Source organism: Secundilactobacillus pentosiphilus (assembly GCF_002217985.1).
In the GTDB taxonomy this organism is placed as follows: Bacteria; Bacillota; Bacilli; order Lactobacillales; family Lactobacillaceae; genus Secundilactobacillus; species Secundilactobacillus pentosiphilus.
Genome location: NZ_BCMI01000008.1, coordinates 10,700 through 37,139 on the forward strand (window position 1 = coordinate 10,700; position 26,440 = coordinate 37,139).

At 48.9% G+C, this 26,440-nt stretch carries 19 protein-coding genes; 18 read left to right on the forward strand and 1 reads right to left on the reverse strand.

Annotation, left to right across the window (positions count from 1 at the left end; genetic code table 11):
* Positions 1-60: 60 nt before the first annotated feature.
* The 12 genes from CES81_RS05330 to CES81_RS05385 all read left to right on the forward strand — a co-directional run bounded on the left by CES81_RS05330 (position 61) and on the right by CES81_RS05385 (position 14,961).
* A complete protein-coding gene (locus tag CES81_RS05330; protein ID WP_089120975.1) occupies positions 61-1,203 on the forward strand; it encodes an exonuclease SbcCD subunit D in 1,143 nt (380 codons plus the stop codon).
* The gene (locus CES81_RS05335) at positions 1,200-4,298 is read left to right on the forward strand and encodes an AAA family ATPase (RefSeq protein ID WP_089120976.1); all 3,099 of its coding nucleotides are present in this window, start codon (positions 1,200-1,202) and stop codon (positions 4,296-4,298) included. Before CES81_RS05330 ends, CES81_RS05335 begins: the two co-directional genes overlap by 4 nt.
* A 94-nt stretch (positions 4,299-4,392) precedes the next feature.
* Positions 4,393-5,181, forward strand: a complete 789-nt coding sequence (gene map / locus CES81_RS05340; RefSeq protein ID WP_089120977.1) for a type I methionyl aminopeptidase — start codon at positions 4,393-4,395, stop codon at positions 5,179-5,181.
* 92 nt (positions 5,182-5,273) lie between these two features.
* Complete coding sequence (locus CES81_RS05345; RefSeq protein WP_089120978.1) at positions 5,274-7,262, forward strand: cation:proton antiporter; 1,989 nt, start codon at positions 5,274-5,276, stop codon at positions 7,260-7,262.
* A gap of 160 nt (positions 7,263-7,422) precedes the next feature.
* Entirely contained in the window at positions 7,423-7,842 is a 420-nt protein-coding gene (locus tag CES81_RS05350) for a hypothetical protein (protein ID WP_145993331.1), read from the forward strand.
* Between the two features lie 420 nt (positions 7,843-8,262).
* On the forward strand, positions 8,263-9,729 hold the full coding sequence (locus tag CES81_RS05355; protein WP_180949737.1) for an LPXTG cell wall anchor domain-containing protein: 1,467 nt from the start codon (positions 8,263-8,265) through the stop codon (positions 9,727-9,729).
* Between the two features lie 94 nt (positions 9,730-9,823).
* The gene (locus CES81_RS05360) at positions 9,824-10,657 is read left to right on the forward strand and encodes an NEAT domain-containing protein (protein ID WP_089120981.1); all 834 of its coding nucleotides are present in this window, start codon (positions 9,824-9,826) and stop codon (positions 10,655-10,657) included.
* 12 nt (positions 10,658-10,669) lie between these two features.
* Complete coding sequence (gene isdE, locus CES81_RS05365) at positions 10,670-11,557, forward strand: heme ABC transporter substrate-binding protein IsdE (RefSeq protein WP_089120982.1); 888 nt, start codon at positions 10,670-10,672, stop codon at positions 11,555-11,557.
* 1 nt (position 11,558) lies between these two features.
* On the forward strand, positions 11,559-12,521 hold the full coding sequence (locus CES81_RS05370) for an iron ABC transporter permease (protein ID WP_089120983.1): 963 nt from the start codon (positions 11,559-11,561) through the stop codon (positions 12,519-12,521).
* Positions 12,502-13,263 (forward strand): ABC transporter ATP-binding protein, encoded by a 762-nt coding sequence (locus tag CES81_RS05375; RefSeq protein ID WP_089120984.1) that lies wholly within the window; start codon positions 12,502-12,504, stop codon positions 13,261-13,263. The genes CES81_RS05370 and CES81_RS05375 overlap by 20 nt, the downstream gene beginning before the upstream one ends.
* Positions 13,264-13,400: 137 nt before the next feature.
* Entirely contained in the window at positions 13,401-13,916 is a 516-nt protein-coding gene (locus tag CES81_RS05380; protein WP_089120985.1) for a folate family ECF transporter S component, read from the forward strand.
* 91 nt (positions 13,917-14,007) lie between these two features.
* The gene (locus CES81_RS05385; RefSeq protein WP_089121024.1) at positions 14,008-14,961 is read left to right on the forward strand and encodes a DMT family transporter; all 954 of its coding nucleotides are present in this window, start codon (positions 14,008-14,010) and stop codon (positions 14,959-14,961) included.
* 155 nt (positions 14,962-15,116) lie between these two features.
* Here CES81_RS05385 and CES81_RS05390 read toward each other — a convergent pair whose 3' ends face one another.
* Positions 15,117-16,544 carry an APC family permease gene (locus CES81_RS05390; RefSeq protein ID WP_089120986.1) on the reverse strand — a complete coding sequence of 476 codons (1,428 nt, stop codon included), beginning with the start codon at positions 16,542-16,544 and terminating at the stop codon, positions 15,117-15,119.
* A gap of 466 nt (positions 16,545-17,010) precedes the next feature.
* Here CES81_RS05390 and argS point away from each other — a divergent pair, with 466 nt between their 5' ends.
* From argS to CES81_RS05420, 6 genes are all read left to right on the forward strand, one after another.
* Positions 17,011-18,702, forward strand: coding sequence for an arginine--tRNA ligase (gene argS / locus CES81_RS05395; protein WP_089120987.1), 1,692 nt, complete (start codon positions 17,011-17,013; stop codon positions 18,700-18,702).
* Positions 18,703-19,099: 397 nt separating this feature from the next.
* A complete protein-coding gene (gene argR / locus CES81_RS05400) occupies positions 19,100-19,567 on the forward strand; it encodes an arginine repressor (RefSeq protein ID WP_089087620.1) in 468 nt (155 codons plus the stop codon).
* Positions 19,568-19,705: 138 nt separating this feature from the next.
* A complete protein-coding gene (locus CES81_RS05405) occupies positions 19,706-21,826 on the forward strand; it encodes a PBP1A family penicillin-binding protein (RefSeq protein WP_089120988.1) in 2,121 nt (706 codons plus the stop codon).
* Between the two features lie 319 nt (positions 21,827-22,145).
* Positions 22,146-22,487 carry a YlbF family regulator gene (locus CES81_RS05410; protein WP_089120989.1) on the forward strand — a complete coding sequence of 114 codons (342 nt, stop codon included), beginning with the start codon at positions 22,146-22,148 and terminating at the stop codon, positions 22,485-22,487.
* A 77-nt stretch (positions 22,488-22,564) separates the two neighbouring features.
* Positions 22,565-23,794: a metallophosphoesterase family protein gene (locus CES81_RS05415; RefSeq protein WP_089120990.1), complete on the forward strand. Its 1,230-nt coding sequence runs from the start codon at positions 22,565-22,567 to the stop codon at positions 23,792-23,794.
* Complete coding sequence (locus tag CES81_RS05420; RefSeq protein WP_089120991.1) at positions 23,775-26,426, forward strand: ATP-binding protein; 2,652 nt, start codon at positions 23,775-23,777, stop codon at positions 26,424-26,426. The genes CES81_RS05415 and CES81_RS05420 overlap by 20 nt, the downstream gene beginning before the upstream one ends.
* Positions 26,427-26,440 lie beyond the last annotated feature (14 nt).

Sequence of the window (26,440 nt, forward strand, 5' to 3'; positions counted from 1 at the left end):
CCGCCAGCAACGTTAATTTGCTAAAATGAAAACAACTTAAACGAACGGGGATCGATGATATTGAAATTACTCCATACGGCAGACTGGCACATTGGTCGGCGGCTTCACGGCTTTGATCTAACCGATGAACAGCAGAATGCTTTTAACCAAATTGAACGGATCGCTAAGGAAGAACAAGTCGACGGCGTGATCATTGCGGGTGACTTATATGACCGGCGGCTGCCGGCGGAAGCTTCAGTGGCCATGGTCAATGAGATGCTGCAGCAACTGAATTTGCTCGACCAGCTGCCGATTTACGCAGTTTCGGGAAACCACGACAGTGCTACCCGGCTGGCAACCGGGACACCCTGGTTTAAGGCGACCGACTTGTACCTGCACACGGCTTTGCGGCAGGCGTTCACACCGGTGGAACTGGCGGATACCCAAATTTTCCTTTGTCCCTACTTTGAGCCTTTCGACGCGCAGCAGTATTTCAACGACGATTCCTTACAGCACCTGGATCAGGCCTTCGAACGGGTTGTGACCGAAATGAAGCGGCATTTTGATCCCGCCAAAAAGCACCTGTTAGTGGCGCACTTCTTTGCTGCCGGCAGTGCCACGACGGACTCGGAAACGAATTTAACGGTTGGCGGTTTAGCCGCGGTACCGACGGCGCTGTTAGCCGACTTTGATTACGTGGCGCTGGGTCATTTACACGGCAAAGACGCGCTGCAGTTACCCACGGCGCGTTACAGCGGTTCGCCAGTTAAATTTTCCCTGTCGGAGGCGTCTCAAAAAAAAGGCGTTTGGCTGGTTGATACGGATCAGACACCGGTGGCACTGACCTTCAAACCCATTACACCGATCCATGACGTCAGGCAGCTGACCAGCAGCTTTGACGATTTAATGGCTTCGGCCGATGACGACACGGTTGATCACGAGGATTACGTGGGCGTTACCCTAACGGACCGGCAGCCGATCCCCAACGTGATGGCCCGGCTGCGGGAGGTCTTTCCGCGCATCGTAACCCTTAGCCGAGCGGACGGCTTTGAATCTCAAGTCCGCTACCAGGGTGAATCCAGTCGGCAGATCCGCCAAAAGTCGCCGCTGCAGCTACTGAGCGATTTTTACGAAGAAGTGGCCAAGGAGCCGTTAAGCCCGCAGCAGGAAAAGTGGGCCAAAGCGGCGCTGAAAGACGCTAGTGAAGAAGGTAAGCAAGCATGAAACCATTAAAACTTAAACTGCATAACTTTGGCCCCTACGAAAAACAGACCATTGACTTCACGCAGCTGGAGGATGCGTCGATCTTCCTGATCGCTGGACCGACTGGCAGTGGTAAAACCACCCTGTTTGACGCCATGACCTTTGCCTTATACGGCGAAAGTGCCAGCGACGACCGGGATCCCTCAGCGTTGCGGTCAGACTTTGCCGCGGTCAGTGAACCCACCGAAGTGACGTTGAGGTTTGAACACCAAGGACTGGAATACGAAGTGACCCGGCAGCCCAAGCAGACCTTGGCTAAAAAGCGCGGTACCGGTACCCGTGAGTACCCCAGCAGCGGGAAGCTGAAAATTTTTAAAGACGGGACCCAGACCGATGAGCTTACCCGGATGCAGGAAATCAACTTGAAGCTGACTGACATTTTGCAAATCAGCCGCAAGCAGTTCGTCCAGATCGTTCTGCTACCGCAGGGGGAGTTTAGACGTTTCCTAGTGTCTGATAGCAGTGAAAAGGAAGCCATTCTGAGGAAGGTTTTCGGCACGCAGTTATTTCAGCGTTGGGCTGCGGCCCTGAAGCAGCAGCTTAACCAGCAACGCGACAAGATCAAGTCAGCACAGTCGGTGATCGATAGTGGGCTGAAGCGCGTACGTTGGACCCAATCAGACGGGGAACACGACCTGGCGCAGTTAGAAGGACAGCATCAAGCCGATCAAAAGGCGTTACGAACGGCCAAGCAGGATCTGAAGACGACCCAGCAGCAAGTTAATCAGTTAAAGAATCAGCTTGAAGCTGACCAACAGATGAACCGCAACATTGAGACACTCACTGCCAAGAAAGCAGAAGTGGAAAGGCGTCAACGTGAGCAGCCTAAGATCAAGCAACAGCAGCAACGGTTAGCAACTTTGAATTGGGTGCATGATCAGCGCCACGTTTACGAGCAGCAGCAAGACTTGGCAAAACGGGCTGAAGAACTGAAATTGCAAAAAGTTACTTTAACTAAACACTTAAAAGATCAAAACCAAACCACAACCCAGCTACAAGCCAAACAGGCACAGTTAGCCGACGCAGCACAGGCCATTTCCGATACCCAATCAGAAATCGCCGTGCTGACCAAGCAGCGGCCGTTATACCAGCAGGTGCGCCAGTTAAGCGAACAGTTAGAGCAGAAAACGGCCGCCTATGCCGGTACGGCTGACAAGCTTGCCCAATTACAGGAAGATGAAGGGCATCAACAAGAACAGCTCAAGCAACTCAATGACCAGATCAGCCAGCAGCCGGCGTTGCTGAAAACCAGCGCTAAACTGACGACTGACTCGGCCACTTTGGCAAACAGCAAACAGCAGATCAGCGACTTGCTGACGCAGCAAAGTCAGCTGGATCAGCAGCGGCAAGTCGTTGCCGATGCGCAATCAGCAGTGGCCGCGCTCAAGCAGACAGTCGCGCAAGCCAGCCGTGATTATGATGAGTTGAGAAATCAATGGTTAGCCGGCCAAATTGCGGTGCTGGCAAGTCAGCTGAAACCGGGAACACCCTGTCCCGTTTGCGGCAGTACCGACCATCCGGCACCGCACGTGACAACGGCCACTCAGCTAGTGGATAACCAAACGATTAAACAGGCAGAACGGTCCCTGCAACAGCAAAAAGACCAGCAGACAACGGCTGAAGCTAATTTAACGACTAGTCTAACAGCTTACAAAAAGCAGGAACAAGCCGTTCAGGAACAGGCAAAAGCCTTAAAAAGTCAGTTGAAAGTGTCAGCAGAGCTTTCAGTTGAAGACTTGCTGGCGCAAGTGACAAAACAAGCAACGCAAACCAGTCAGCAGCTGAACACGGTCAATGACCAGCTAAAGGCCATCGACCAAGCCTTTGAAAAACAGCAGCGCAAGACGGCTGAGATCAAGGACCTGCAACAGCAGATTCAAAGGCTAAAGGAGCAGGTTCAAACCGCCAAACTGGCGCAGCAGACCACCCAGACCAAACTGGATGAGGCGCGCAAACAAGTCCCTGATCAGTTTGCTGACTTGGCCGCCTTGGACCACTACCTTGACCAGCAGCAAAAACAGGTTGCTGAGCATCAGCAGCAAGTCCAGGCCAATACTCAGGCTTTGCAACGCAGCAGGGAAGCTGTCGCCACTACTCAAGCCAACCTGAACAACGTCGATTCGTCCCTGCAGGAAAATCAGCAGAAATTAACTGAAACGACGGCTGCTTTGAGCCAAGCCGTGACTGAGCAGCTGGGATCAGATCAGATGGACCGGTTCGTTGAGCTGGTGGGTCAGTTAGACCAGATTGCGGGCCTCAAGCAAGCCATTGAAGATTATCAGCAGGCGCTGACCGCTGCCAAAGCGGACGTTGCTGCTTACCAGCAGTTAGTCGGCGACAAGCAGCCCGTTGATCTCAGTCAAAGTCAGGCTAAGCTCAGTCAGCGCAACGAACAGCTGGACGCGCGCCAGCAGGCAGTTGACGATCAGCAGCAGCAAGTGACCGTCAACGGGGATATTTTGGCACAAATCAAGGCTGCAACGCAGCAAGTTGCAACCCAATTAGCTGATTTAAATGAACTGCAGTTGTTGGTTGAAACGGTTGCGGGCGGCGGCGAAAACAAACTCGGTTTGGAGCGGTACGTTTTACGGGCCCAATTAGCCGAAATCTTGGCAATCGCTAATCAGCATTTAAAGCAGCTGAGCTCTGGCCGCTATTCAATGCAGCTTCACTTGGAAGCGGGGGCCTATCAAAAAAATACCGGCTTAGAAATTGACGTTTACGATGACAACGTCGGTCAAGTCCGCAGCGTCCACACGCTTTCCGGTGGTGAAAGCTTCATTGCCGCGTTGAGCTTAGCTTTAGCACTAGGGGAATCCATCCAAAATGAATCCGGCGGTATCAGTATTGACGCCCTGTTTATTGATGAAGGGTTCGGCTCCCTTGATCAAGAGTCCCTATCAACGGCGATGACGGCCCTAGAGAACGTGGAAAGCAGCAACCGGATGATCGGCATTATCAGCCACGTGTCGCTGCTGCAAGAAACGATTCCTTATCAGATTCAAGTTCAGCCGACGGGTCAGGGGAAATCGGTCGCTAAAGTGGTATTACCCTAGTTCCAGATTGGCGTATAATGATCTGTCGACGGATGCAGAAGTCTGACGCGAATTAAAGCATTTATCAAATGAAGAAATAATAGAGGGGTATTTTATGATTACATTAAAGTCAGCACGTGAAATCTCACAGATGCGTGCATCCGGTGCCGTTTTAGCAGGCGTTTTAAACGGACTGGAGAAAGTCATCAAACCAGGTATTTCAACCTGGGAAATTGAAAAATTTGCCAATACTTATATTGAAGACCACGGTGCGACCGCGGAAGAAAAGGGTTTTGAAGGCTATAAGTATGCGACTTGCGTGAACGTCAACGATGAAGTGGCCCATGCAACGCCGAGAAAAGCCCTGATCCTTAAATCAGGGGACGTGGTGGCGGTAGACTTAGTCGTTAATCTCAACGGCTTTTTGAGTGATGCCTGCCGGACGTTTGCGGTTGGTGAAATTTCAACGGCTAGTCAACGGCTGCTGGACGTCACCCGAGACGCGCTTTATCGCGGCATTGATCAAGCGGTGATCGGCAACCGTCTGGGTGATGTGGGGGCTGCGATTCAGCAGTACGTTGAAACCGAAAACCACATGGGCGATGTGCGGGAACTGATCGGTCACGGCATTCAGCCAACCATGCATGAACAGCCGGACGTGCCGGCTTACGGTGAAGCTGGTAAGGGGCTGCGGCTACGTGAAGGCATGACCATTACGATCGAGCCCATGGTCAATCTGGGTACCCGTGAGATTCGTGCCAAGGAAACTGCTGATCAGTGGGAGTATTACGTGACCGCCGATGGCAAACCGTCAGCTCAGTTCGAACATACACTGGTGATCACCGCTGACGGGCCGAAAATTTTAACTTCTCAAGACCCGGTCAGAGACGCCAAATACTTGTAGTTCATTTTTTGGGCCGCAAACAAAATTTGTGGCAAATCTCATTTCCACTATTATACTAACGATAGTATGGCATGAGGGTGAGGAGAAAAATTATGGATCAAGTCTTGTTATTAATCATCATTTTGGCCGTTGTGGTACTGGCTAATATCTTATCGCGGCACGTTAAGGCCATTCCGCTGCCGTTTTTTCTGATTGTTTTGGGGCTCTTGCTGGCACTGCTGCCGGCATACGCCGGTTTCCATTTGGATCCGTCAACGTTTGCGTTTGCCATTATTGCACCGATGCTGTTTAACGAAGCACAAAACAGTTCACGGTTTTGGATCGGCCGTTCGATTACCAATATCCTGTCATTAGCCGTGGAATTAGTGGTGGTGACCGTCCTTGTTGTGGGGACGAGTATCCACGCGCTGTACGTGGTCCTGCCGCTGAGCTTAAGCTTTGCGCTGGTAGCCATCGTGGCCCCGACCGATGCGTCGGCGGTCAACTCGATTTTCGAGGCGAATCCGATTGCTGAAGAACAGTCGGCCACGCTGCAGCACGAATCGCTGTTTAACGATGCTGCCGGTATCGTTATTTTCGACATGGCTCTGGCCGCCTATATGTCGGGGAAGTTTTCGATTGAAGCCGCCGTTGGCATGTTTGCCTGGGAGTTTTTAGGCGGTCTGCTATTTGGTGCCATCATCGGTGTCATGGTGGTCAGTGCCCGGCTGTTTTTGATCCGGCACAATGACGATACGCCATTGATCATGGTGCTGATTCAGCTGCTGACGCCCTTTTTGGTTTATTTACTGGCCGAGAAGCTGGCACTATCAGGCATTTTGGCGGTGGTTGCGGCCGGAATGGTGCAGGGATCCGAACGGGATAAGTTACGCCTGACGTCTTCACGGATGCAGCTGGTCACAAGCAACGTCTGGGAAATTGTCAGCGGCATTTTATCCGGGACGGTGTTTGTGCTTTTGGGCTTGTCATTGCCCGATGTGATTCGGGCTTTAAGGGCGCACTCAATCGCGCAGATCACGATTCCTAAGTTACTGGCGGTGGGGCTGTTCTTGTATGCTTTAAAGGGGATCATTCGCCTGTTATGGACCCGCTTTTTGCTTAAGCGGCGTACCAAGTCGGATCACGTCTGGCGGGATAGTTTGGTCATGGCGCTAAGTGGTGCTAACGGAACGATTACGCTGTCACTGGCATTTTCCATTCCCACCTTGGTCAATGGCCGGCCCTTCTTGTTACGGGGGCCGCTGATTTTCCTGTCTGCGGTAGTGATTCTGACCAGTTTGTTACTGCCGACCATTTTTGTGCCGCTGCTGCTGCCGAGCCAGAAGTCGACCCAGCCGCGGTTTAAGTGGGTGCGGCGGATGATTCAAGCCGGGATCAGTGACCTGGTTGCTGAAAAAGACCATCCCGCAGAGGCGCAGATCGTCGTGGATTCGCTGCAGCAGCAGTTAATTCTGGATTCCACGCCGAACTTACGGATCGAACGGCAAATCATGCGCCAGGCCCACAAGGTTGAGAGCCAAAAGATCCGTGAAATGTTTGAAGCAGGCCAGATTACCGAAGATGAAATGACCTATTATAATAAATTTTTGCAACTGAATTATTTTACTGCTGATGAAAAGGTTTGGAAAAACGTCTGGCTGCGCATTCGGTTTAGTTTGCATATCGGGACGCTGTACAAGGATCTGCACCGGGCACAGGAAGCTTTCTTAACGGCGCCAGTCGCGCTGGAAGAAGTTTACTGGCGAGAACAGTTCGACAAACACGGCGAAGATATTTTGCCGATTGAACAGGCCGGCTTTGAAGCAGTCATGGATTATTTGAAGCATAACAGCGGCGAAAACGGTGTGGAGACTAACTTAGTCCGTCGTTTCTACCGGACCCGGCACCGGCGAATCCGCGGTGGCGACGTTGACCCCGACATGGTTTATCAGCTCTTTATGCGGGCGTTTCATGCCGAATACGAACTTATCCAGCGAGCCATCGCTAAGGGTGAGATTTCCGCTGACTTAGCCGAGAAGCTCCAGCAGCGGATTTCGTTTGATGAAATCACCTATATTCAAAACAGTGAATCCTACCGTTAAAACTACGGTTGAAATATTACCCTGATATCAGTAACATAAGGATAGTAGGTGTCTCATTTTGGGAATCGGATAAATAAATAACGTTGTGGCGATTGTTAAACCGGGTGTCGTTTACGGTTCTTTCAATGTCACATGGAGGAATGAACTGGTGGTCCGTGAGGTGCTGGGGGAAACAGGAGATGATATTTTGATTGCTTATACGTTGAAGATTCAAAATAAGGTGACCACGAGAGACATTGTGGTGACGTATCGCGCAACGATCGATGGCGAACAGAAGGATTTAACGACGGGGTCCATGAAGTTTAATCTGGAAACCGCCAACGTTAACTACCTCACGCACAGCAAGTTTGTGTTGGGCCTGGTTGAAACGGTTATTTTGCGGTTGAACGATGAGTGTAAACTGGACCGCATTGAAGTCGACCAGTCCGCTAACCGGCTTCAGCTGCAGGTGCCGAAGCTGACTGAATTTAGATCTTACGTGCAATCGCATCATCTGCTCAACAGCGTGGCACAGTCCTGTGTTGCTAACGGGCACCAAGCCATTAACGTCACCATTTCGACACCGTTTAAATTAGGATAATACTTAAAAAGCTCACCTTGGTGAGCTTTTTTTATTGCTGGTTTATATAAATATGGAATATTAAATGATAACGAAGATGCATATTTAAAGCATTTTAATCGTATTCTGCAATGTGATTTATAAAATTTAATTGTGAGGTAATGCTGACTACATTTCCAAACTTATACATTAAATAACGCTGAAACAGCTTGTTATCAACTGATAAATGATATTTTAGTTATCAGCTTATTAGTGAAAAAAGTCACGAATTTGCGATTTTTTGTTTTATTAATGGCATATTTCGCGGTATAATTCTTACATAGAAGCACTTTATATATTTTCTAATTTACGTGCAATTATTTTGAATCATTGGAGAGCTCCTGGAGTAGGGGAAGGTTGCTTAGCAATCAACATATTATGTCAGTATCGGAGGAATTATTTATGAGAAATATGTGGGTTAAAAGATTATTTAGGGGTGCGTTGATTCTTATTTTGGCGTTGGTGAGTGTTAATTTACTTGATAAAAGTGCGCAGGCGTCAACGTATCAGGATGGGACGTATTCGATCCCGGTTAATGTATATAAAACTGGCACAACAGCACCATCATTGTCAGCAAAATTCTTTGGCCCAAATGCTGACGTTGTCGTGCACAATGATAATGCAGATGTAACAATGCACTTACAAGGTTATGGTCCGCGCTTTCTTACAAGCACAATAGTGAATGGGCAGTCAGCGTTAAGTTCTGATAAAAATTCACTTAATTTTACTATCCCAGCAGGAACAAAAACGGTTCAGGCGGCCTTTGATATTAAAGTTGGTGCAGGGATGCATGAAGTAGGTGATTTTTCCTATGATTGGAGTGGCGTACCAAAAGATACTGATCAATCCGGATCGCCAGCTGCAAACAATTTGCAAGACTCACAGAATCTGAAGACTGATTCTAGTTCTCCAGAGAAACTTCCGATTGTCGCAACGGAAACGAAAAAGGATTCTTCAGGTAAGACTATTGGTACGACAGTTGTCATTACTAATGCTGGGCAAACACCTGTGAGCTTTGATGTTTCTAATAGCGACAGCCTTTCGTTTAAGCCACTCGAAAGTGGTGATGGCTATAAGGTTTATGTTAATAATGCTGAAGTTGCCACAGTGCCTTCAGGAAAGGCACCAGTAGTCACTGAAACTAAAGGTCCTAATGGTCAAGTTATTGATCGGAAAATTGTTATTGATAACAAGGTAGTCGCACAGCTTCCCCCTGTAGCAGTAGCTCCGGAAACAACTAACGGAGAAGATAAAGGAAATCCGGTTTCTCCACTCACAAATGTTTCCAAGTTAACCTACTCAGTCCTTCAGTCGAATGACAAATCAATCTCTGAAGCCAACAAATACTACACTCACGTGGCTGACATTGAAAAGCTCAGCGATGGTTCGTATAAAGTGACGATGCACGTTCAATACGGTAAGAATTCCGGCATGTCCGCCAAGGGCTTTGTGCCGTTAACCGTGGATGGTCAAAAGGTGTCAGACGTGACGTACGGGTCAACGGATAAAGACTACACCGCCAGTTTTAGCTTCACGGCGAAAAGCCTTGATGAGCTGGTTAAGGCACCGGTTAAGGGAACGATTCACGTTTCAGTACCAATGATGGGGATCAGTTCTGACTTTGACGTTTATTACAAATTCGGTGCACCGGCGCAAGGCAGCAATAATAGTAGCAGCCGCAATGGCTCAAAAGCGGCTGAAGCGCCAGGTAAGACTGGTCAATCAGCAGCTAAGGCTAACGCGGCCAAGAAGGCGACCGGTGAGTTACCGCAAACCAGTGAACTTCAAACTATCACGGCGGCAGCCATCGGACTCGTCAGTCTAGTCCTGATCAGTACCATCGTCATTTACAGAAGAAAACGCGCTTAATGATATCGATCCAAGGCCCCTCAGGAGTTATTTTCTGTGGTGGTCTTTGTGACCGCTTACAACAAAACATAATTTACAGGAAGCAGGGAAAATAATGAAACGGATGAAATGGTTTATCGGCTTACTGGCTGTGGCAGCCTTTAGTTTGGCGCTGGGTGCTGGCAGTACGACCGCTCAAGCAAAAGCAATCAATTATCAGGCGTTAAGGTACCATACAAATCAAACTTCCATGGCTAGCGGCTACTTTGTTAAACCAGCAAGTGTCAAGGTATCCCACCATAAATACGTGGTCACGATGCATATCCGGACGGCTAAGAAGCTGTCCTCTTACCCAGTTAAAGTACTATCGGTCAACGGTGGTGCCGCTAAGCACGTGCGGCGGGTGAAGGATCACGCGGGCAATTCCAACCTGTATTATTCGTTTACCACGACCAACTTAAAGAAGCGGATCAACGCTAAACTAGCGATCGACGTGCCCAAGGTTTACAAAGCGACGCATTTGATTTCATTTAAGTTCAGTACCAAGGGTCTACCCAGTTTAAAAGGTAAGGCGGCTGCCACTGCCGCCACAGCAAAAGTGACTGGTGCGGCTGCCACTACTCAAAAAAAGCAGTCTAATGGCAAGGCCAGTGATAACAATGGTCAGCAGCCTCAGGAAAATAAGGTTAAACAACTAGGGCACAATCAGAAAAAGGGTCATAAGGCGGTCAACAGTCAAAAGCCGGCTGCTAAAGCGTCGTCTGCTTCCAGCAATACTGCTAGTGATCAGACCGCTAAGCAGCCAGCCAATAGCGCTAAGACCGCTTCGACGGACAAAAAGGATCACAGCAATACCGGTTCGCGGTTACCATTTTTAATCGTGGGTGTGGTCGTGATCATTGCCGTCGTTGTTGGCGGCAGCTACATTGTCATGAAGAAGAAAGAATAGGGGGCGCCAATCTTGAAATCACCTAGACGAACAGCGTTGATCGTCATTATTATGCTGCTGGTGGTCGGTATCGTTGGCGGCTTCTTTGCTCACCATCAGCTGGCGAAGAATCGTCATCATGAGCGAATCGTCGCTACCACGTACGCAGTGGTTCAAATCGCTGATCGGCTAAAATTACCGCTAGTCGGTGTTCCCAACACGGAAAACAAGCTGCCGGCACGCTATAAGAACGTGACCAGGGTTGGCAGCCCGATGAATCCCAGTGCGGAGAAAATTGCTTCCGTCAAGCCGACGGCAGTCTACAGTGTCACCACGCTGAAGGAGCAGTTCGGTAAATCATTTAAACAGCAGCACATCAAGCCCTACTTCTTAGACCTGCAAAGCGTCAGTGACCTGCAGCGCGTCGTGACGAAGATGGGAAATCAGTATGACCGTAAAGCGGCAGCCCGCGGGGCCAACCGCGAAATTGACCATGCCATTTTAAAGGCTAAGCACCGGGCCAACGGTCAAAAGAAGCCCCGGGTTCTGGTACTCATGGGCCTGCCCGGCGCGGGTTACATGATCGCCACGAACCGTTCCTACGTGGGAAACCTGGTTCAGCTTGCAGGCGGCAAGAACGTGTTTGCTTCGAAGGACCAGGAATATATTCAGCCCAGCGATGAAGCCATTCAAAAGGCCCGTCCGCAAGTCATTTTGCGGCTTGAACACGCCATGCCGCAAATGGTGACTGAACAGTTTAACAGTGAATTTAAATCGCAATCATTCTGGCACCAGACACCTGCCGTCAAGTCAAAGCGAGTGTACGATTTGCAGGAACCCGACTTTGATGCCACGGCGAACATGCACGCGGCTAAGGCGTTAGGTGAAGTTTCCCAATGGTTGTATCCAAGAGGTAAATGAGATGGCAAAGGAACGCAGCGCATACGTTATTATTTGTCTGGCCCTTATCGTGACGGCTATTTTGGCGCTCATGCTAGGAACGCAGTTTTATTCACTGCCTCAGTTATGGCAGGCCCTGCTGGGTAATCGGCCGGCAGTCTTATCCACGGTGCTGACTTTTCGGCTGCCGCGGGTTCTAGCGGCCATGATCGCTGGGGGCATGCTGGCCTCAGCTGGTGCCATCAGCCAAGCGGTCTTTCGTAACCGGTTAGCGGACCCGACCATTTTAGGGGTCACCAGTGCCGGTGAGCTGTTCATGTTACTGGGCGGCATGGTACTGCCGGCATTTATCTTCCAAAAACAGCTGCTGGCTTTGCTGGGCGGACTCGTGGCCTTTGCGTTGCTGGCAAACCGCAAAACACTGCGGCAGCCTTACCAGCTCATCATCGTTGGGGTAGCGTTGAACCTGACGTTCATGGCGTTGACCCAGCTGTTTACCAAAGGCATCAACGTCAGCAGTTCACTGGGGTTCAACGGCATTACCTGGTCGTCGGTATACAGCCTGTTGATCACTGGTTTTGTTGGCTTAGTGGCAGTGTTATTGATGGCGCCTTGGGCCAATGACCTGAAGCTGTCGGATGAACAGCTGGCGTCCGTTGGTGTGCCAGTGACTGACATGCGGCTGGGCTTACTGGTGCTGGTGGTTTATCTGTCGGCGGACGTGACGGCCGCCGTGGGGACGATCCCGTTTATTGGGATTATTGTGCCCAATATTGCCCGGTATTTTGTCGGCCATGATTACCAGACCATTTTGCCGTTTTCGATGTTAAGCGGTGCTTGGCTCCTATTAGTTGTGGATACGATCGGTCGACTGGTCGTATTGCCCAGTGAACTATCAGCGGCCACAATCATGGCGGTGCTTGGCGGCCCGTTCCTGATCATTCTGGTTCAAAGAGGGGGATTCCATGGAATTAAAGCACGTTAACTATGGCTATCCTGGCTCAGGGCAGCTGATTACTGACTTCACCGCTAGCGTACCAACGGGGCAGATCCTGTCGATCATCGGTCAAAACGGAGCGGGTAAATCCACTTTGCTAAAATTACTGATGGGGTCGCTTTCACCGTCATCAGGCGTGGTTGAACTGGACGGAAAACCCATTTCAACGTTATCCAGCCGAAAACGGGCGGCCAAAATCGCGCTGGTGAGCCAGCAGCATCAAATTTATGATGAAATGACTGTTAAAGAAGTGGTCAAGACCGGCCGTTTACCGTTTCATTCCTTGCTTGCCACCATTACTGACGCTGAAGTGCGGCCCTTTTTAGAGACCGTTAATTTAGTTCAGGCAATGGACCGGCCCCTGACGTCACTTTCGGGCGGTCAGCAGCAGCGCGTTTGGCTGGCAACGGCGCTAGCGCAGGAACCGGCGTATTTGTTTTTAGACGAACCCACCACTTACCTGGATATCCGGTACCAGCACGATTTGATGGCGCTGATCCGGAAACTGAACGTGACCCAACACCTGACCGTTATCATGGTCTTACACGATATCAACCAGGCACTGAAAATCAGTGATCAGCTGTGGCTTATCAAACAGGGACAGCTGGTTAAAGCAGGGACGCCAGCAGAACTCCTGGACGAGCAGCTGCTCAGTCAGGCATTCGAGTTACCGATTAAAATTGTCGAGATTGAAAAGTACGGGCCGTACGTGATTCAGCTAACGGCCTAAAAGCGGTGCTAACCGCTTTTTTTTGACCAATTTTCAATGACGACTTGAATTATTGTTAAATAAGTTTATAACTATGGCATGGTAGTTAATATTCTATGAGAGATTTATGAGAAGACTGGAAGAGAGGTTGATATGATATGAAGGAGATTCGACTTAATTCTGCTTACATTGTGGCCGCCATGAGCGTTTTGATCGCTATGCAGGTGGTCCTTGGCAGCTTTTTCTCAATTCAATTGCTAATCACGAAGATTACTTTTTCGTTTGTTGTGACGGCTATTATGGCGCGCTTGTTTCCGCCGAAACTGACCGCAGCCGCTACCGGCATGGCCTATTTGATTGGCATGATCTTGTTCCCTAAGTTCAGTTTCTTTTTCGGCTTTGTGATCACCGCTGCTTTGACCGGGTATACCTTTGGGGTGCTGTTTTATCAAAAGCCGGTTAAGCTGTGGCGCATCACGCTGGCTTCTTTGATCGTGACAATGGGCTGGAATTTACTCTTGAATAGTCTGTGGCTGCACATGATGTACGGCATCAACTGGCCGACTTTGTTTGCAACTCGCTTGCCGCAGGAATTGATTTCCTTCGTGATTTATACGGTGCTCATCGCGGTCGTCTTCAAGGCCTTCCCAATCGACCGTTTCCTGCATCGTTAGACGACAAGGTAATCTTTAACTAGTGGAGTAGACTTAATTGACTTTAACCGTTAAAACGGGCATACTACCGGCATTAAATGGGGGTGGTGAGATGTTAGCCATTTTAATTGGTCTAGTGATCGGTATTGGGTTACCCATGCAGACCAGCATTAATTCCCGCCTGCGTTCAGCGTTAGGATCGCCGTTTTTAGCGTCGTTAGTTTCCTTTGGTATTGGGACGGCTTTTCTGGCTGTGATGACCCTGATAGACCAGCGCAGTTTACTGATCGGCATGCCGCTGATCAGGACGCAACCGTTTTGGCTGTGGCTGGGCGGTTTGTTAGGGGTGATCTACCTCACTGGTAACATTATGCTTTTTCCAAAGTTAGGCAGTGTCCAAACGGTTATTTTCCCGGTTTTAGGTCAGATCTTGGCGGGACTATTGATCGATGATCTTGGCTTGTTTTATTCACCAATCAGCCAGTTAACGGTGGTCCGCGGTTTGGGCGCCTTACTGGTGATTGCCGGTGTGATGATTACGGTAGCTGGTAATGGCTGGCTAGAGCGGATCACGGGTCAAGCTGGTCTGGAAACGGTGGCAGAGGAGACGCCAAGAGCCGCACACCTAATGCTGTGGCGGCTATTCGGTATTTTTGCCGGTGTCTTAAGTGCCACGCAAACTGCGGTGAACGGTCATTTAGGCGAAGTACTCGGTTCCAAAATTCAGGCGGCTTACGTGTCGTTTCTTGTCGGGACCGTGACGCTGATTGTCATTGTATTGGTCTTGCGGCCGCCGCTGATGTTTCAGCGAAACCACGGCAAGTCGCCGTGGTGGATGTGGATCGGCGGTTTACTGGGCGCTTTGTTTGTCCTGGGAAACGTTTATCTGGTGCCGGTTATCGGTACCGGTTTTGCGGTCATTATCGTGCTGATCGGTTTAATGATCGGCAGTCTTTTGATTGACCAGTTTGGCTGGCTGTCGTCTGAAAAAAACCCGGTGACACTGCTTCAGCTCGGTGGGCTGTTGGTGATGATCATTGGGGTTGTCGTGATTCGGTTACTATAGAAGAAGTTATTCCAACGCATCAGTACGGCGTAATCGTGCGCTAAAATTCAGTTTTTTGCTAATTAACCTAAAAATAGTGCCTGTCCCGATAACGTTTACCGGAACAGGCACTATTTTTAGGTTAAATTCTGGAATCTACTGCGTTTGATGACGCACTATTTTTTTGAATAATACCGATTGCGAACCACACTGTTACGGTAGCCGTAGCTGAAGTAGAATATCAGCCCGATAGCCAGCCAAATGAAGAAGGCAATCCAGGTAAAGGTCTTTAATTCCAACATTAAAATAACGCAGAGAATAAAGGAAACGATTGGCAGCACGGGATAAAACGGTACCCGGAAAGCCGAATCAAGTTCGTTAAACTCCGGGTTCCGCCGCAGGAAGACGATCCCAATAGAGACCATGGCGAAAGCAAATAGCGTCCCGATGTTAACTAACTGCGTGATCTTATCAATGGGAATCACGCACGCGAAGAAGCTTCCTAAAATACCGAATAACCAGGTGTTAGTCACGGGGACGTGCGTTTTGGTGCTCAAACGGCTGAACACGCGTGGCAGCAAGCCGTCACGGCTGATGGCGAAGACTAGTCGGGTACCGCCATACAAGAACACCATCAGCACGGTCGTCATACCGATAACAGCCCCTAGGGAGACAATTCCTGAGACCCAGTTTTGATGGATAAAATGCAGGGCATAGGCGACGGGATCAGCAACTTCCAAGTGCGTGTATTTCACCATTCCGACTAGGACCAGTGAAAGGGCAATGTAGAGGATCGTTGCGATTAACAGTGACCCAATGATTCCCAGCGGAACGTTCTTTTGGGGATTTTTGACTTCTTCAGCGGCAGTAGATACCGCATCAAACCCAATGTAGGCGTAAAAGGCAACGGCCGCACCGGAGATGATTCCCTTCATCCCAAAGGGCAGGAAGGGATGGTAGTTTTCTGGCCGAACGTAAAACACGCCGACAACGATAAATAAAATGATCACAATAATCTTTAAAATAACCATAATGGCGTTGATCTGAGCTGATTCACGGACACCGCCGATCAGCAGGAATGATAGCAGCATGATAATCACGAAGGCTGGTAAATCAAAGAGCGCGTGGGGCATGCCGGCCGTACCGTACGCTGCCCGGAACGCTTCCGGCAAATACCAGTGAAACCCCGCTAAAATATTTTGGAAGTACGATGACCAACTTGCTGCAACCGCCGAAACGGAGAATAAATATTCTGATACTAATGCCCAGCCTAAAATCCAGGCGATAAATTCCCCGAAGACGGCGTATATGTATGTATATGCGCTACCAGCTAGTGGAATGGTCGAAGAGAATTCGGAGTAGCATAACGCAGCCAGGGAACAGACAACGGCGGCTACGATGAATGAAAGAAAAGCACCAGGACCAGCGTACTTTGCGGCAATAATGCCGGGCGTGATAAAAATCCCAGCCCCAACAATTGCGCCAACCCCCATTGTGATTAAACTAAAAGCGGTTAGAGATTTTTCCAGGCCAGTCTTCTTATAAAGGTCGGTTTTGATATCTTTACGAAGAAATAGCGTGGAAGTCTTCTTGTTCTGACTCATTTCTAAACTCCTTTCATGAAATGAATAAAATATTAAAACCTGAATATATTTATTATATTATACATCAAACTCTAATAAAAAGAGCATTTAAATGAGAAACCGTTTAATCCAAATGATTTTTAACGGTCAAAGTTCACTATTTTTCTTGTGCTTTCACGCTGGATGAGATAGAATGCTACAAGTGAGGTTGCCACGGTAACCCGGTTCGATTATAAAAGAAGAGTAGTCAGTTAGCCGGCTGACAGCGAGTTTGGGGTGATGGAAGCCAAACAGCCGACCTGATGAAGCGCGCTTTTTAGAATAACAATTTTATAAGTTGAGTGGATAGCAATATCAACAAGAGTGGTACCGCGGGTAGTCTCGTCTCTTACAGGTTTCATTGTAGGAGGGGGACTTTTTTTATTGCCCTAATATCACCGTCGTCAGATAAGCACCGTCAGAATTTAATACGTAAGGAGTTAATACCATGGATTATAAACAATTTGTTGCTGATACGTTAGCACCAGCGTTAACCGATGTCCTTTCAGCAGAGGACATTTACCAAAAAATCGAACGGCCTAAGGATACCAGCAAGGGTGACTACGCCTTTCCAGCGTTCACTTTAGCGAAAACCTTCAAAAGGGCCCCTCAGCAGATCGCCGCTGACTTAGTTGAAAAAATTGATACCAGTAAATTCGACAAGGTTGAAGTTGCCGGTCCGTACCTGAACTTCTTCTTGGATAAGACGGCTTTCAGTGCTCAGATCTTAAGTGAAGTTTTGACACAGGGTGCCGATTACGGTCAAAATCAATCCGGTAATAATGGTAACGTGCCGATTGACATGTCATCACCCAACATTGCCAAGCCCATTTCAATGGGACACTTGCGTTCAACAGTGATTGGTAATTCCATTGCCGAAATTTTGAAAAAGAACGGCTATAACCCGATCAAGGATAACCACTTGGGCGACTGGGGGACACAATTCGGTAAGCTGATCACGGCTTACTTGAAGTGGGGCAACGAAGAAGACGTCAAAAAAGATCCCATCACTAACTTGGTGAAATACTACGTTAAGTTCCATAAAGAAGACGTGGAACACCCTGAACTGGATGATGAGGCCCGCGAATGGTTCAAAAAGCTGGAAAACGGCGACGAACAGGCTCACCAACTCTGGTCATGGTTCCGTGACGAGTCATTGAAGGCCTTTAAAGCAATCTATGATAAATTAGGCGTTCAATTTGATACCTATAATGGGGAAGCCTTTTATAACGACAAGATGCAGGGTGTTGTTGATGCATTAAAAGACAAGGGCCTGCTGAAAGAATCCCAGGGTGCCCAAGTGGTCAACCTGGACAAGTACGATTTAAACCCAGCTTTGATCTTAAAGAGTGACGGTGCGTCACTTTACATTACCCGTGATATTGCCACGGCCGTTTACCGTGAAAACACCTATCACCCAGCCATGAACCTTTACGTGGTTGGTTCCGAACAGATCTACTACTTCAAGCAATTGAAGGCGGTTTTGACCGAAATGGGTCTGCCTTCTGCTAAGAACCTGCACCACATTCCGTTTGGCTTGATCACCGTTAACGGCAAGAAGCTGTCAACCCGTTCCGGCCGGATCATTTTGTTAGACGAAGTGCTGGATGATGCCATTGCCATGGCACAAAAGCAGATCGCTGAAAAGAACCCTGACCTGCCGAATAAGGATAAGGTCGCTAAGCAGGTCGGTGTTGGCGCCATCATCTTTGGTGATCTGAAGAACGAACGGATGAACAGCATTGACTTCAATTTAGCTGAACAGCTGAAGTTTGAAGGGGAAACCGGACCTTACGTGCAGTATGCTCACGCGCGTGCTGAAAGTATTTTACGTAAAGCAAGCGACGTTACGATTCCAACGGAAGGTGCTCAGATCTCTGATCCAGAAGCTTGGGAGACGGTCAAAGCATTGGCTGACTTCCCAGATACGGTGGTCGAGGCGCTGAAGGAATTTGAACCTTCAGACATTGCCAAGTACGCTATTCGCTTGGCTAAAGCGTTCAATAAGTACTACGCCCACTCTAAGATTTTAGCGGACGATGCCGAAAAGCCAGCCCGTTTGGCCTTAGTTAAGAGTGTGTCAACGCTGCTGAAAGAGTCCCTGCGGCTCTTGGGTGTTGAAGCTCCGGATGAAATGTAAGTTAGAATTTAAAAAATGCCTGTTCCAGCGAATTGCCGGGGCAGGCATTTTTGTAATCAAATGACCGGCATGTACTTTGATACGGCTACTTTGGTGTTTGAAGGGCATCACTGATGCATTTAGAATAGAAACCAAACGTTGCATAAAATTATCATTTACATTAAAAAAGTATTAACATAGCGTTAGGTATCGCCAGATTTTAACCAGCGCTTTCTGAATTAATATTAGTTAATGAAGAGACAGATTCATTATAGTGACCGAAAGTTAATTCTTAACCGCTTAATTCACGCTTTGATTTATACTCACTTTGAATACTTATTTAAAATCTGCTTTCTTTTCGTTTTTCATTTTGTTATAATAATTAGGTATTAGTACAGTTAAGGGGGGCTGCATTAGGATGAAAAAAAGTATTCGTCAATCACGGATTGAACAGTTGATCAATCAGTATCCGATCGGTACACAAGAAGACCTAATGCGTCATCTAAATGAAATTGGGATTAAGGCGACGCAAGCAACGATTTCTCGTGATATTCGCGAGATGCAGGTTGTCAAAGCCCAAGATGGCCATGGACACTTGCGTTATACGATCTTTAAACCCGGAAATAAATCAGAAGAAGAACACCTGCGTGAAACCATTAACGAAGTGGTGATCGACTTGACGCGAATCGAATTTATGAACGTGATCAAGACTTTGCCAAGTAATGGGAACTTGTTAGCCGCAATTTTAGATGATTTGAAGTTACCTGAAGTTGTGGGCACGCTAGCCGGTCATGACACGATTTTAGTGATTAGTCCAAACGCTGAAGTTGCGCAGCAGTTGAACGATGAAATTGCTGAAAACATGAATCCAGACATTGCACACTAACATCTGCGGGTATCAAACACGCCATTTATGGCGTGTTTTTTGTTTAAGTCCTGTTAAAACTTCTCGGCGGCTTTTAGCCACCCTGATAAAATATGATAGAATTAACAGTGCAAATCTTTTACATGTTGAGGGAATCTAATGAATAATAATCGGGGAAATCAATCAAAACAGGGATTCAGAGCGATGGTATCGCCGTATTACCAAAGGTTTAAAAAACACTTTGGTCAATTTTGGCATCGCTATCAACTGACACGCTGGGTCATCGTGGTTATATTAGCGCTGATCTTCGTGGTGAGTGCAACGCTGACTTTTCAGGCCAAGACGGCAAACGTTGGCGATTTAAAAGCCCAATTGGAAAAAACAACTTATATTTACGATAAAAGCAACCATAAGGCTGGGTCACTGTATGCCCAAAAGGGGACCTTCGTGCCTTTACGGCAGATTTCGCCTAACGTGCAAAAAGCGGTGATCTCAACTGAAGACCGGAATTTTTACCACGAACACGGCTTTTCTGTCAAGGGAATTGCGCGGGCTTTCTTTTTGCTGGCGAAAAATAAACTGCTTCACCGCGACTATATCAGCGGCGGTGGGAGTACGCTGACCCAGCAACTGGTAAAAAACGCGTTCTTAACGCAGCAGCAAACCATGACCCGGAAGCTGAAAGAAATTTTCTTGGCAATTGAAGTCGAAAACGTTTATTCCAAGCAGGATATTTTATCCATGTACCTGAATAACGCGTACTTTGGCAACGGTGTCTGGGGTGTCCAAGACGCGGCACACAAGTATTTTGGCACCAACGCAGCTAGTCTGACGGTGCCGGAAGCGGCTGTTTTGGCTGGGATGCTGACGTCGCCGAGCGGCTATAATCCCATTGACCATCCGCAGGCGTCTAAGGATCGTCGTAACGTGGTCCTTGGTTTAATGGCGGAAACCGGCGCAATCACGAAATCGCAGGCAGCCGCTTATCAAAGAACGCCGATCGTTACTGAAGATACGTACCAGTATAAGGATTCGTACCGTTACCCGTACTATTTTGATGCGGTGATCGACGAAGCAATTTCAAAGTACGGCCTGACCGAATCAGACATTATGAATCATGGTTATAAAATCTATACTTACTTGGATCAGAACTACCAGTCTCGCCTGCAGCAGAACTTCAAGAGTGACTACCTCTTCCCGCAAAATGCGGTTGACGGTATGAAGGTCCAGGCGGCATCGGTGGCCGTTAATCCCAATAACGGCGGTGTCATGGCCGTAGTTGGCGGCCGTGGCAAGCACGTGTTTCGCGGGTATAACCGGGCAACACAAGTTAAGCGGCAGCCTGGTTCAACGATGAAACCGCTGGCAGTTTACACGCCGGCACTGGAGAACGGCTACTTCTACGATTCAGAACTGCAGAACAAAAAGAAGTCATACGGCAGCAACCATTACACACCGAAAAATTACAATAACGTTTACACCGGGAAGATCCCGATGTATGAAGCGCTGGCGAATAGTGTGAACGCGCCGGCGGTTTGGCTGCTGAATAAAATCGGTGTGAATAAGGGTTATGAATCGGTTAAGAAGTTTGGCATTCCAGTGACGCCATCGGATAAAAACTTGGCGTTAGCATTAGGCGGATTAAATAAGGGAGTCTCACCGCAGGAACTCGCGGGAGCTTACACTGCCTTTGCGAATAACGGGACGCGAACGGATACCCACTATATCAGAAAGATCGTGGATGCTTCTGGTAACGTCATCGTGGATAACCCGAAAGTGACCACGCATCACGTCATGTCGCCGAAGGTTGCTAAGCAGATGACCAGTATGATGCTGGGGGTCTTTAACAACGGGACTGGGGCGGATGCCAAACCCTATGGCTATCAAGTTGCCGGAAAAACGGGGAGTACTGAAGCCGACGACACCGGGGATGGTGATGCCACCCGTGATAAGTGGATCGTGGGCTACACGCCGGACGTGGTGCTGACCACCTGGGAAGGCTTTGACAGTACGAACAAGAATCATCATTTGGAAAACTTAAGCGGAACGGGCGTTGGTCCGCTCTTTAAGACGGAAATGCAAGAAATCCTACCTTATACCAAGCAAACGCAGTTCGATACCCAAGATGCGTCAACTTTGGCGAAGGCCTCGAAGTCGGATGATAACTTCTGGGACAGCGTGCAGAAGGGAGCCGGCAGTGTGGGCGACCAAATTGAACAGGGTGCCAATGACGCGGTGGATACTGTAAAGAATTGGTGGCAGAGTAGGTTTGGAAATTAGAGAGTGTGAAGTAAGGCGTTTAGAGACTGGAGTATAACAGGAGTCCGGCATAAGCCCTGAACTTTGGGGCTTGTGCCGGACTCCTGTTATATGCATATGCAAGTCTCTGCCGCACGGAACACGTTTAGGCTAGGTAAAATCAACGAGAAAGTCCTGAACTTTGGGCTTTGTGGCGGGGCTTCACTATATGCAGGTCTCTGCCGCACGCAACACGTTTAGGCAAGGTAGAAATTATGACCAGAAACTGTCAACGCTTTCTTTCCCCACCTATCATTTCATGATACAATATGGAAGTATCGAAGACAGGAGGATGCTTTTTATGGCAGACATTTTAACAACCGCTGGTGAGTTACGCGACGAGTTAGCTAGCTCTGATGAATTCACAGCTTTACAGAGATCTTATAACATCATGAAGGCGGATTCTGAAGCCTATGACTTGTTCAAACAGTTTCAGGAGATGCAATTAAAGTTACAGCAAAAACAAATGCAGGGACAGCAACCTGATCAAGACGAAATGAAACAAGCGCAGGACCTCGCTGGTAAGGTTCGGGAAAAAGACGCCATTAAAGATTTGATGGAAAAGGAAAAGGACGTCAATCAGTTACTGGCTAAACTAAACAATGAAATCACAAAGCCTATCCAAGCCCTGTACGAAAGCTAAAGCAGGCACTTGATCGTGGGTAATAGATCAAAAACGTCGAAGAACTTTCTTCGGCGTTTTTTAGGAGTTGATTAGCAGTGAAGTTTATTCATGCGGCAGATTTACACTTGGACAGTCCGTTTGAGGGGTTACAGCGCTTACCGAAGGCACTGTGGCAGCAAATTCACCAGGCACCGTTTAACGCGACAAAAAAGATGATAACGGATGCTATCGAACAAAAGGTAGATTTTGTATTACTCGTCGGTGATTTATTCGACCGTGAAACGCAGAGTGTTCAAGCACAAGTTTTTTTAAACGAACAGCTGCAGCGCTTGTGCGATGCAGATATTGCCGTTTTCGTTTCCTTCGGGAATCACGATTATTTGACCGGTGATCAGCAGCTGGCATTACCTGAAGGTGTCAGCGTCTTTGGCAGTGAAGTGACCACCAAGCAATTAACGACGGCAGACCACACTCAGGTAGCCATCAACGGGTTTAGTTACGCTGACCGCTGGCTGGCAGAAGACGTGATCCCGCAGTTTCCTAAATGCGGCACCGCCGACTTTCAAATCGGCATGCTGCATGGTGCGGTGAAGCAGGGTGATAATAACCATTATGCGCCGTTTACGGTTAGTGAACTGACGGGGATTCACTACGATTACTGGGCTCTGGGTCACATACATAAGCCCAGCGTGTTAGCCGAACAGCCGCCCGTCATTTACGCGGGGACCATTCAGGGCCGGCACAAACTGGAAGCGGGTCAGCACGGCTACCAGTTGGTCAGTTCACGGGGGCAGCGGCTAACAAGGCAGTTCGTGCCCGCGGATCAGGTGCGCTGGTCGTCACTGACGCTAACGGTTGATGAAGACACGACGGATGCCAGTTTGATCGACGCCGTGCAAACAGCACTCACACAACGGCAGTCAACGGTTTTTGAGCTAATCGAATTAAGGTTAAACGGCATCGAAAAGCTGTCTGCCAGCATGCTGAGCAGGTTAAACGATAGGACGTGGCTTGAACGCCTGGACCAAACGCAAAAGAAGACTTATTCAAAAGCACAAGCCTGGATCTACGAAGTCAACGTGCAGCCGACGGATCAGCCGGTTCAGTACGCTCAGCTGGACGCAGCTTATTGGCAGCGCGCCCAAGCCAAAGTATTTACACCCGATAACGTGGAACTGACTGCCGGTAAACTCATGCAGTATCCGTTTATCGCGGACCATTTGCGCGATCCCAAAACGACCGCTAATTTGACTGATCGGGCTAAGAACGAACTGTTAGCGCAATCGCGTTTGGAGGAAGAAAACGATGCAGATCAAAACGATTAAAATCTACGGGTTCGGTAAATTCCACGATACGACGATCGACCTGTCCAATCGTTTTTCACTTCTTTACGGTGAAAATGAAGCCGGTAAGTCGACGTTAGTGGCTTTTATCACCAGTATGCTGTTTGGGTTTGCGACGGCTAAGCACCGGTATGCGATGTATCAGCCCAAACAGGGGTCGCAATACGGCGGTGAACTGACCTTTAGCCACGCCCAAAACGATTATTGGCTTAAGCGGGTAGACGGCACCCACGGCGGTGCGGTGACCCTCCGCAATTTAACCACGGATACGGCACTCAGCAAGGACGATTTGACGCAACTATTACAGCCGTTAAATCAGGAACTGTTCCACCAAATTTTTTGCTTCGGTGAACGGGAACTGCAGGCCGTTTTTGATTTAAACCGCTTTGATTTAGTGAAGCGGATCCAACGAATCGGCGCTATCGGCAGTGAAAACTGGATCGGACTGACGCAGGAACTCACGGCCTCGGCGGGTGAATTGTATAAACCCCGCGGACGGGTCCAGCCCTTGGTACGGCTATTGAAACAGTACGATGAGCTGTCCGAAAAGCTTGACATTGCCAAGCTGCAGTTCCAGCAATATCAAACGTTGCAAACGGACGCTGTCGAGACGACCCAGGAACTGACGGCGGTTCAACAGCAGTTAGCCAATTTAACGGATCAGTTGAACCAGTATCAGCGGCTGATCAAACTTTACCCCCAGTACCAGCAGCTTAAAACTGAGGCATCCACGTCAGAAACGACGCCTATCACCACGAAAGATTGGCAGGAGGCGACCCGACTTTCAACGGCCGTTAAACAGCTTAAGCGAGATCTCACGACACAGGAGCAAGCAATCAAACAGCAGCAACAACACGTTGCCAGTGAAGCGCAGCAATTCTATAACGCGCATCAGCAGCAGATCGACCAGTTAGCTGGCCAGATATCAGCGGTGAAGCAGCTGCAGCAGCGTCAGCAGCAAAATGAAACGCAGTTGGTTAACGTTAAACAGGAACTAGAAAAGCTTAACCAGCACTATGGGATGTCATTGACCAATCTAAAAGTGCTGATTCCCAGTGAGCAGCAGCAAATTAAGGCCTTATTTGAGCAACAGCAGCATTTAAGTATCGAACGGGATTCCCGTGCTGATCAGCGGCAGGAACATCAAAAGACGTTTGAAAAACTGCGGCAGCAAGCCGATGCCGATACGTCTTCCGGGATGGCGCCTAAGTGGCTGATTGCCGGTGTGGGCATCGTGTTAGTGGCCCTGTTTGCGCTGAGCGGTCTGCTGCGGACAGCGGGCGGTATGATTGGTATGCTGGTAGCGGGTTACGGCATTTTTAAGCCGATCATTTCCGGTAATCAGCAGTCTGCCATCGATTCACAGATGGCGTTGCTGTCGTCGCAGTTGGATCAAGATCGACAGCAGTTAGCCGACTTAGACCAGCAGCTGATCGACGCGGATGCGGAGGTGACCAAATTTGGTGCGCAACATCGGCTGCAGGGCTTTGCCCCGGAAAGATGGCTGGATCTTCAGGGTGATTTAAGCCTTTATCAGGCGGCCAGCACGCAGCAAATTCAACTGCAGGAGCAGCAAAATCAGCTCAGTCAAAAAATCCGGACTTATTTAGCCCAGTGGCAGTTTGCCGGTGACGTTATCAGTTTGGGTGGCAGCACCGAGCATCAGCTTCAGCAGATCAGCCAGTTCTTGTCAGAACGGCAAGATGAAAGTCAGCGGCTGCATTGGGCCAATGAGGCGCTGACGACGAGTACTCAGCGCCAAACGGCACTTCAGCAGCAGTATCAGTTGCAGCAGGGGGCTTTAACGCAGTTATTGTCGCAGTACCATCTGGCTTCCTTTGCTGAGTTTGAGCAGCGTTATCAGCAGGATCAGACCACCGCTCAGCAAAACCAGCGCTTAGGCGTCTTAAACGCGCAGCTGACCCAGACGGACCGGCAGATCTTGGCTGATAGCGGATCTCAGGAGGCACTGGAAAAGACCAGTCAGCAACTCCAAGCTCAGCAGCTGGCAAAAAAGCAGCGTCAGTCTGAACTGCTGAAGCAGTCCAGCCAGCAGCAGTATCAGCTGCAGCACCTGGCATCCAGCGACAAGTATCAAAACTTACTGCAGCAGCAGGCCGATCTGCAAGCTGAAATCACGGCGCTAACGGATGACTGGCTGACGAAGAAACTGTTGATCAACTGGATCGATCAAACACTGATCAACGCTTCGCAGGGCCGTCAGCCGCAAATCATTAAGGTCGCTGAGCAGTTCTTTAATGAGCTAACTGGCAACCGTTACCGGCAAATCATTTTTACTGATCAAACGGTTCAAGTGGTTCGCAAAGATGGGCTGACCTTCGACGTGGGGGAGCTATCCAGCGGCACTGCCGAGCAGCTGTACGTTGCCCTGCGGTTTGCCTTTACTAAGGTCATGGCGGACGTCATCGCCATGCCGATCATTGTCGATGATGCCTTCGTCAACTTTGACCGTCAGCGAACCCAAGCAGCGGTGAAAATGCTAAAGGGGTTAGCGCAAACTAGTCAGGTCATTTATTTGACGGCTAACCATGATAACCTGACGCTAGCAGATGAGGATGAAGTCTATGATTTGGACGCTGGAAAGTCGGTTTGAAAAACTGTAGAATT

Bases quoted from the DNA above. Each gene is read 5' to 3' on its own strand.
- CES81_RS05335 (WP_089120976.1), top strand. From the start codon at position 1,200: ATGAAACCATTAAAACTTAAACTGCATAACTTTGGCCCCTACGAAAAA.
- map (WP_089120977.1), top strand. From the start codon at position 4,393: ATGATTACATTAAAGTCAGCACGTGAAATCTCACAGATGCGTGCATCC.
- CES81_RS05345 (WP_089120978.1), top strand. From the start codon at position 5,274: ATGGATCAAGTCTTGTTATTAATCATCATTTTGGCCGTTGTGGTACTG.
- CES81_RS05355 (WP_180949737.1), top strand. From the start codon at position 8,263: ATGAGAAATATGTGGGTTAAAAGATTATTTAGGGGTGCGTTGATTCTT.
- CES81_RS05360 (WP_089120981.1), top strand. From the start codon at position 9,824: ATGAAACGGATGAAATGGTTTATCGGCTTACTGGCTGTGGCAGCCTTT.
- CES81_RS05370 (WP_089120983.1), top strand. From the start codon at position 11,559: ATGGCAAAGGAACGCAGCGCATACGTTATTATTTGTCTGGCCCTTATC.
- CES81_RS05375 (WP_089120984.1), top strand. From the start codon at position 12,502: ATGGAATTAAAGCACGTTAACTATGGCTATCCTGGCTCAGGGCAGCTG.
- CES81_RS05380 (WP_089120985.1), top strand. From the start codon at position 13,401: ATGAAGGAGATTCGACTTAATTCTGCTTACATTGTGGCCGCCATGAGC.
- CES81_RS05385 (WP_089121024.1), top strand. From the start codon at position 14,008: ATGTTAGCCATTTTAATTGGTCTAGTGATCGGTATTGGGTTACCCATG.
- CES81_RS05390 (WP_089120986.1), bottom strand. From the start codon at position 16,544: ATGAGTCAGAACAAGAAGACTTCCACGCTATTTCTTCGTAAAGATATC.
- argS (WP_089120987.1), top strand. From the start codon at position 17,011: ATGGATTATAAACAATTTGTTGCTGATACGTTAGCACCAGCGTTAACC.
- argR (WP_089087620.1), top strand. From the start codon at position 19,100: ATGAAAAAAAGTATTCGTCAATCACGGATTGAACAGTTGATCAATCAG.
- CES81_RS05405 (WP_089120988.1), top strand. From the start codon at position 19,706: ATGAATAATAATCGGGGAAATCAATCAAAACAGGGATTCAGAGCGATG.
- CES81_RS05410 (WP_089120989.1), top strand. From the start codon at position 22,146: ATGGCAGACATTTTAACAACCGCTGGTGAGTTACGCGACGAGTTAGCT.
- CES81_RS05420 (WP_089120991.1), top strand. From the start codon at position 23,775: ATGCAGATCAAAACGATTAAAATCTACGGGTTCGGTAAATTCCACGAT.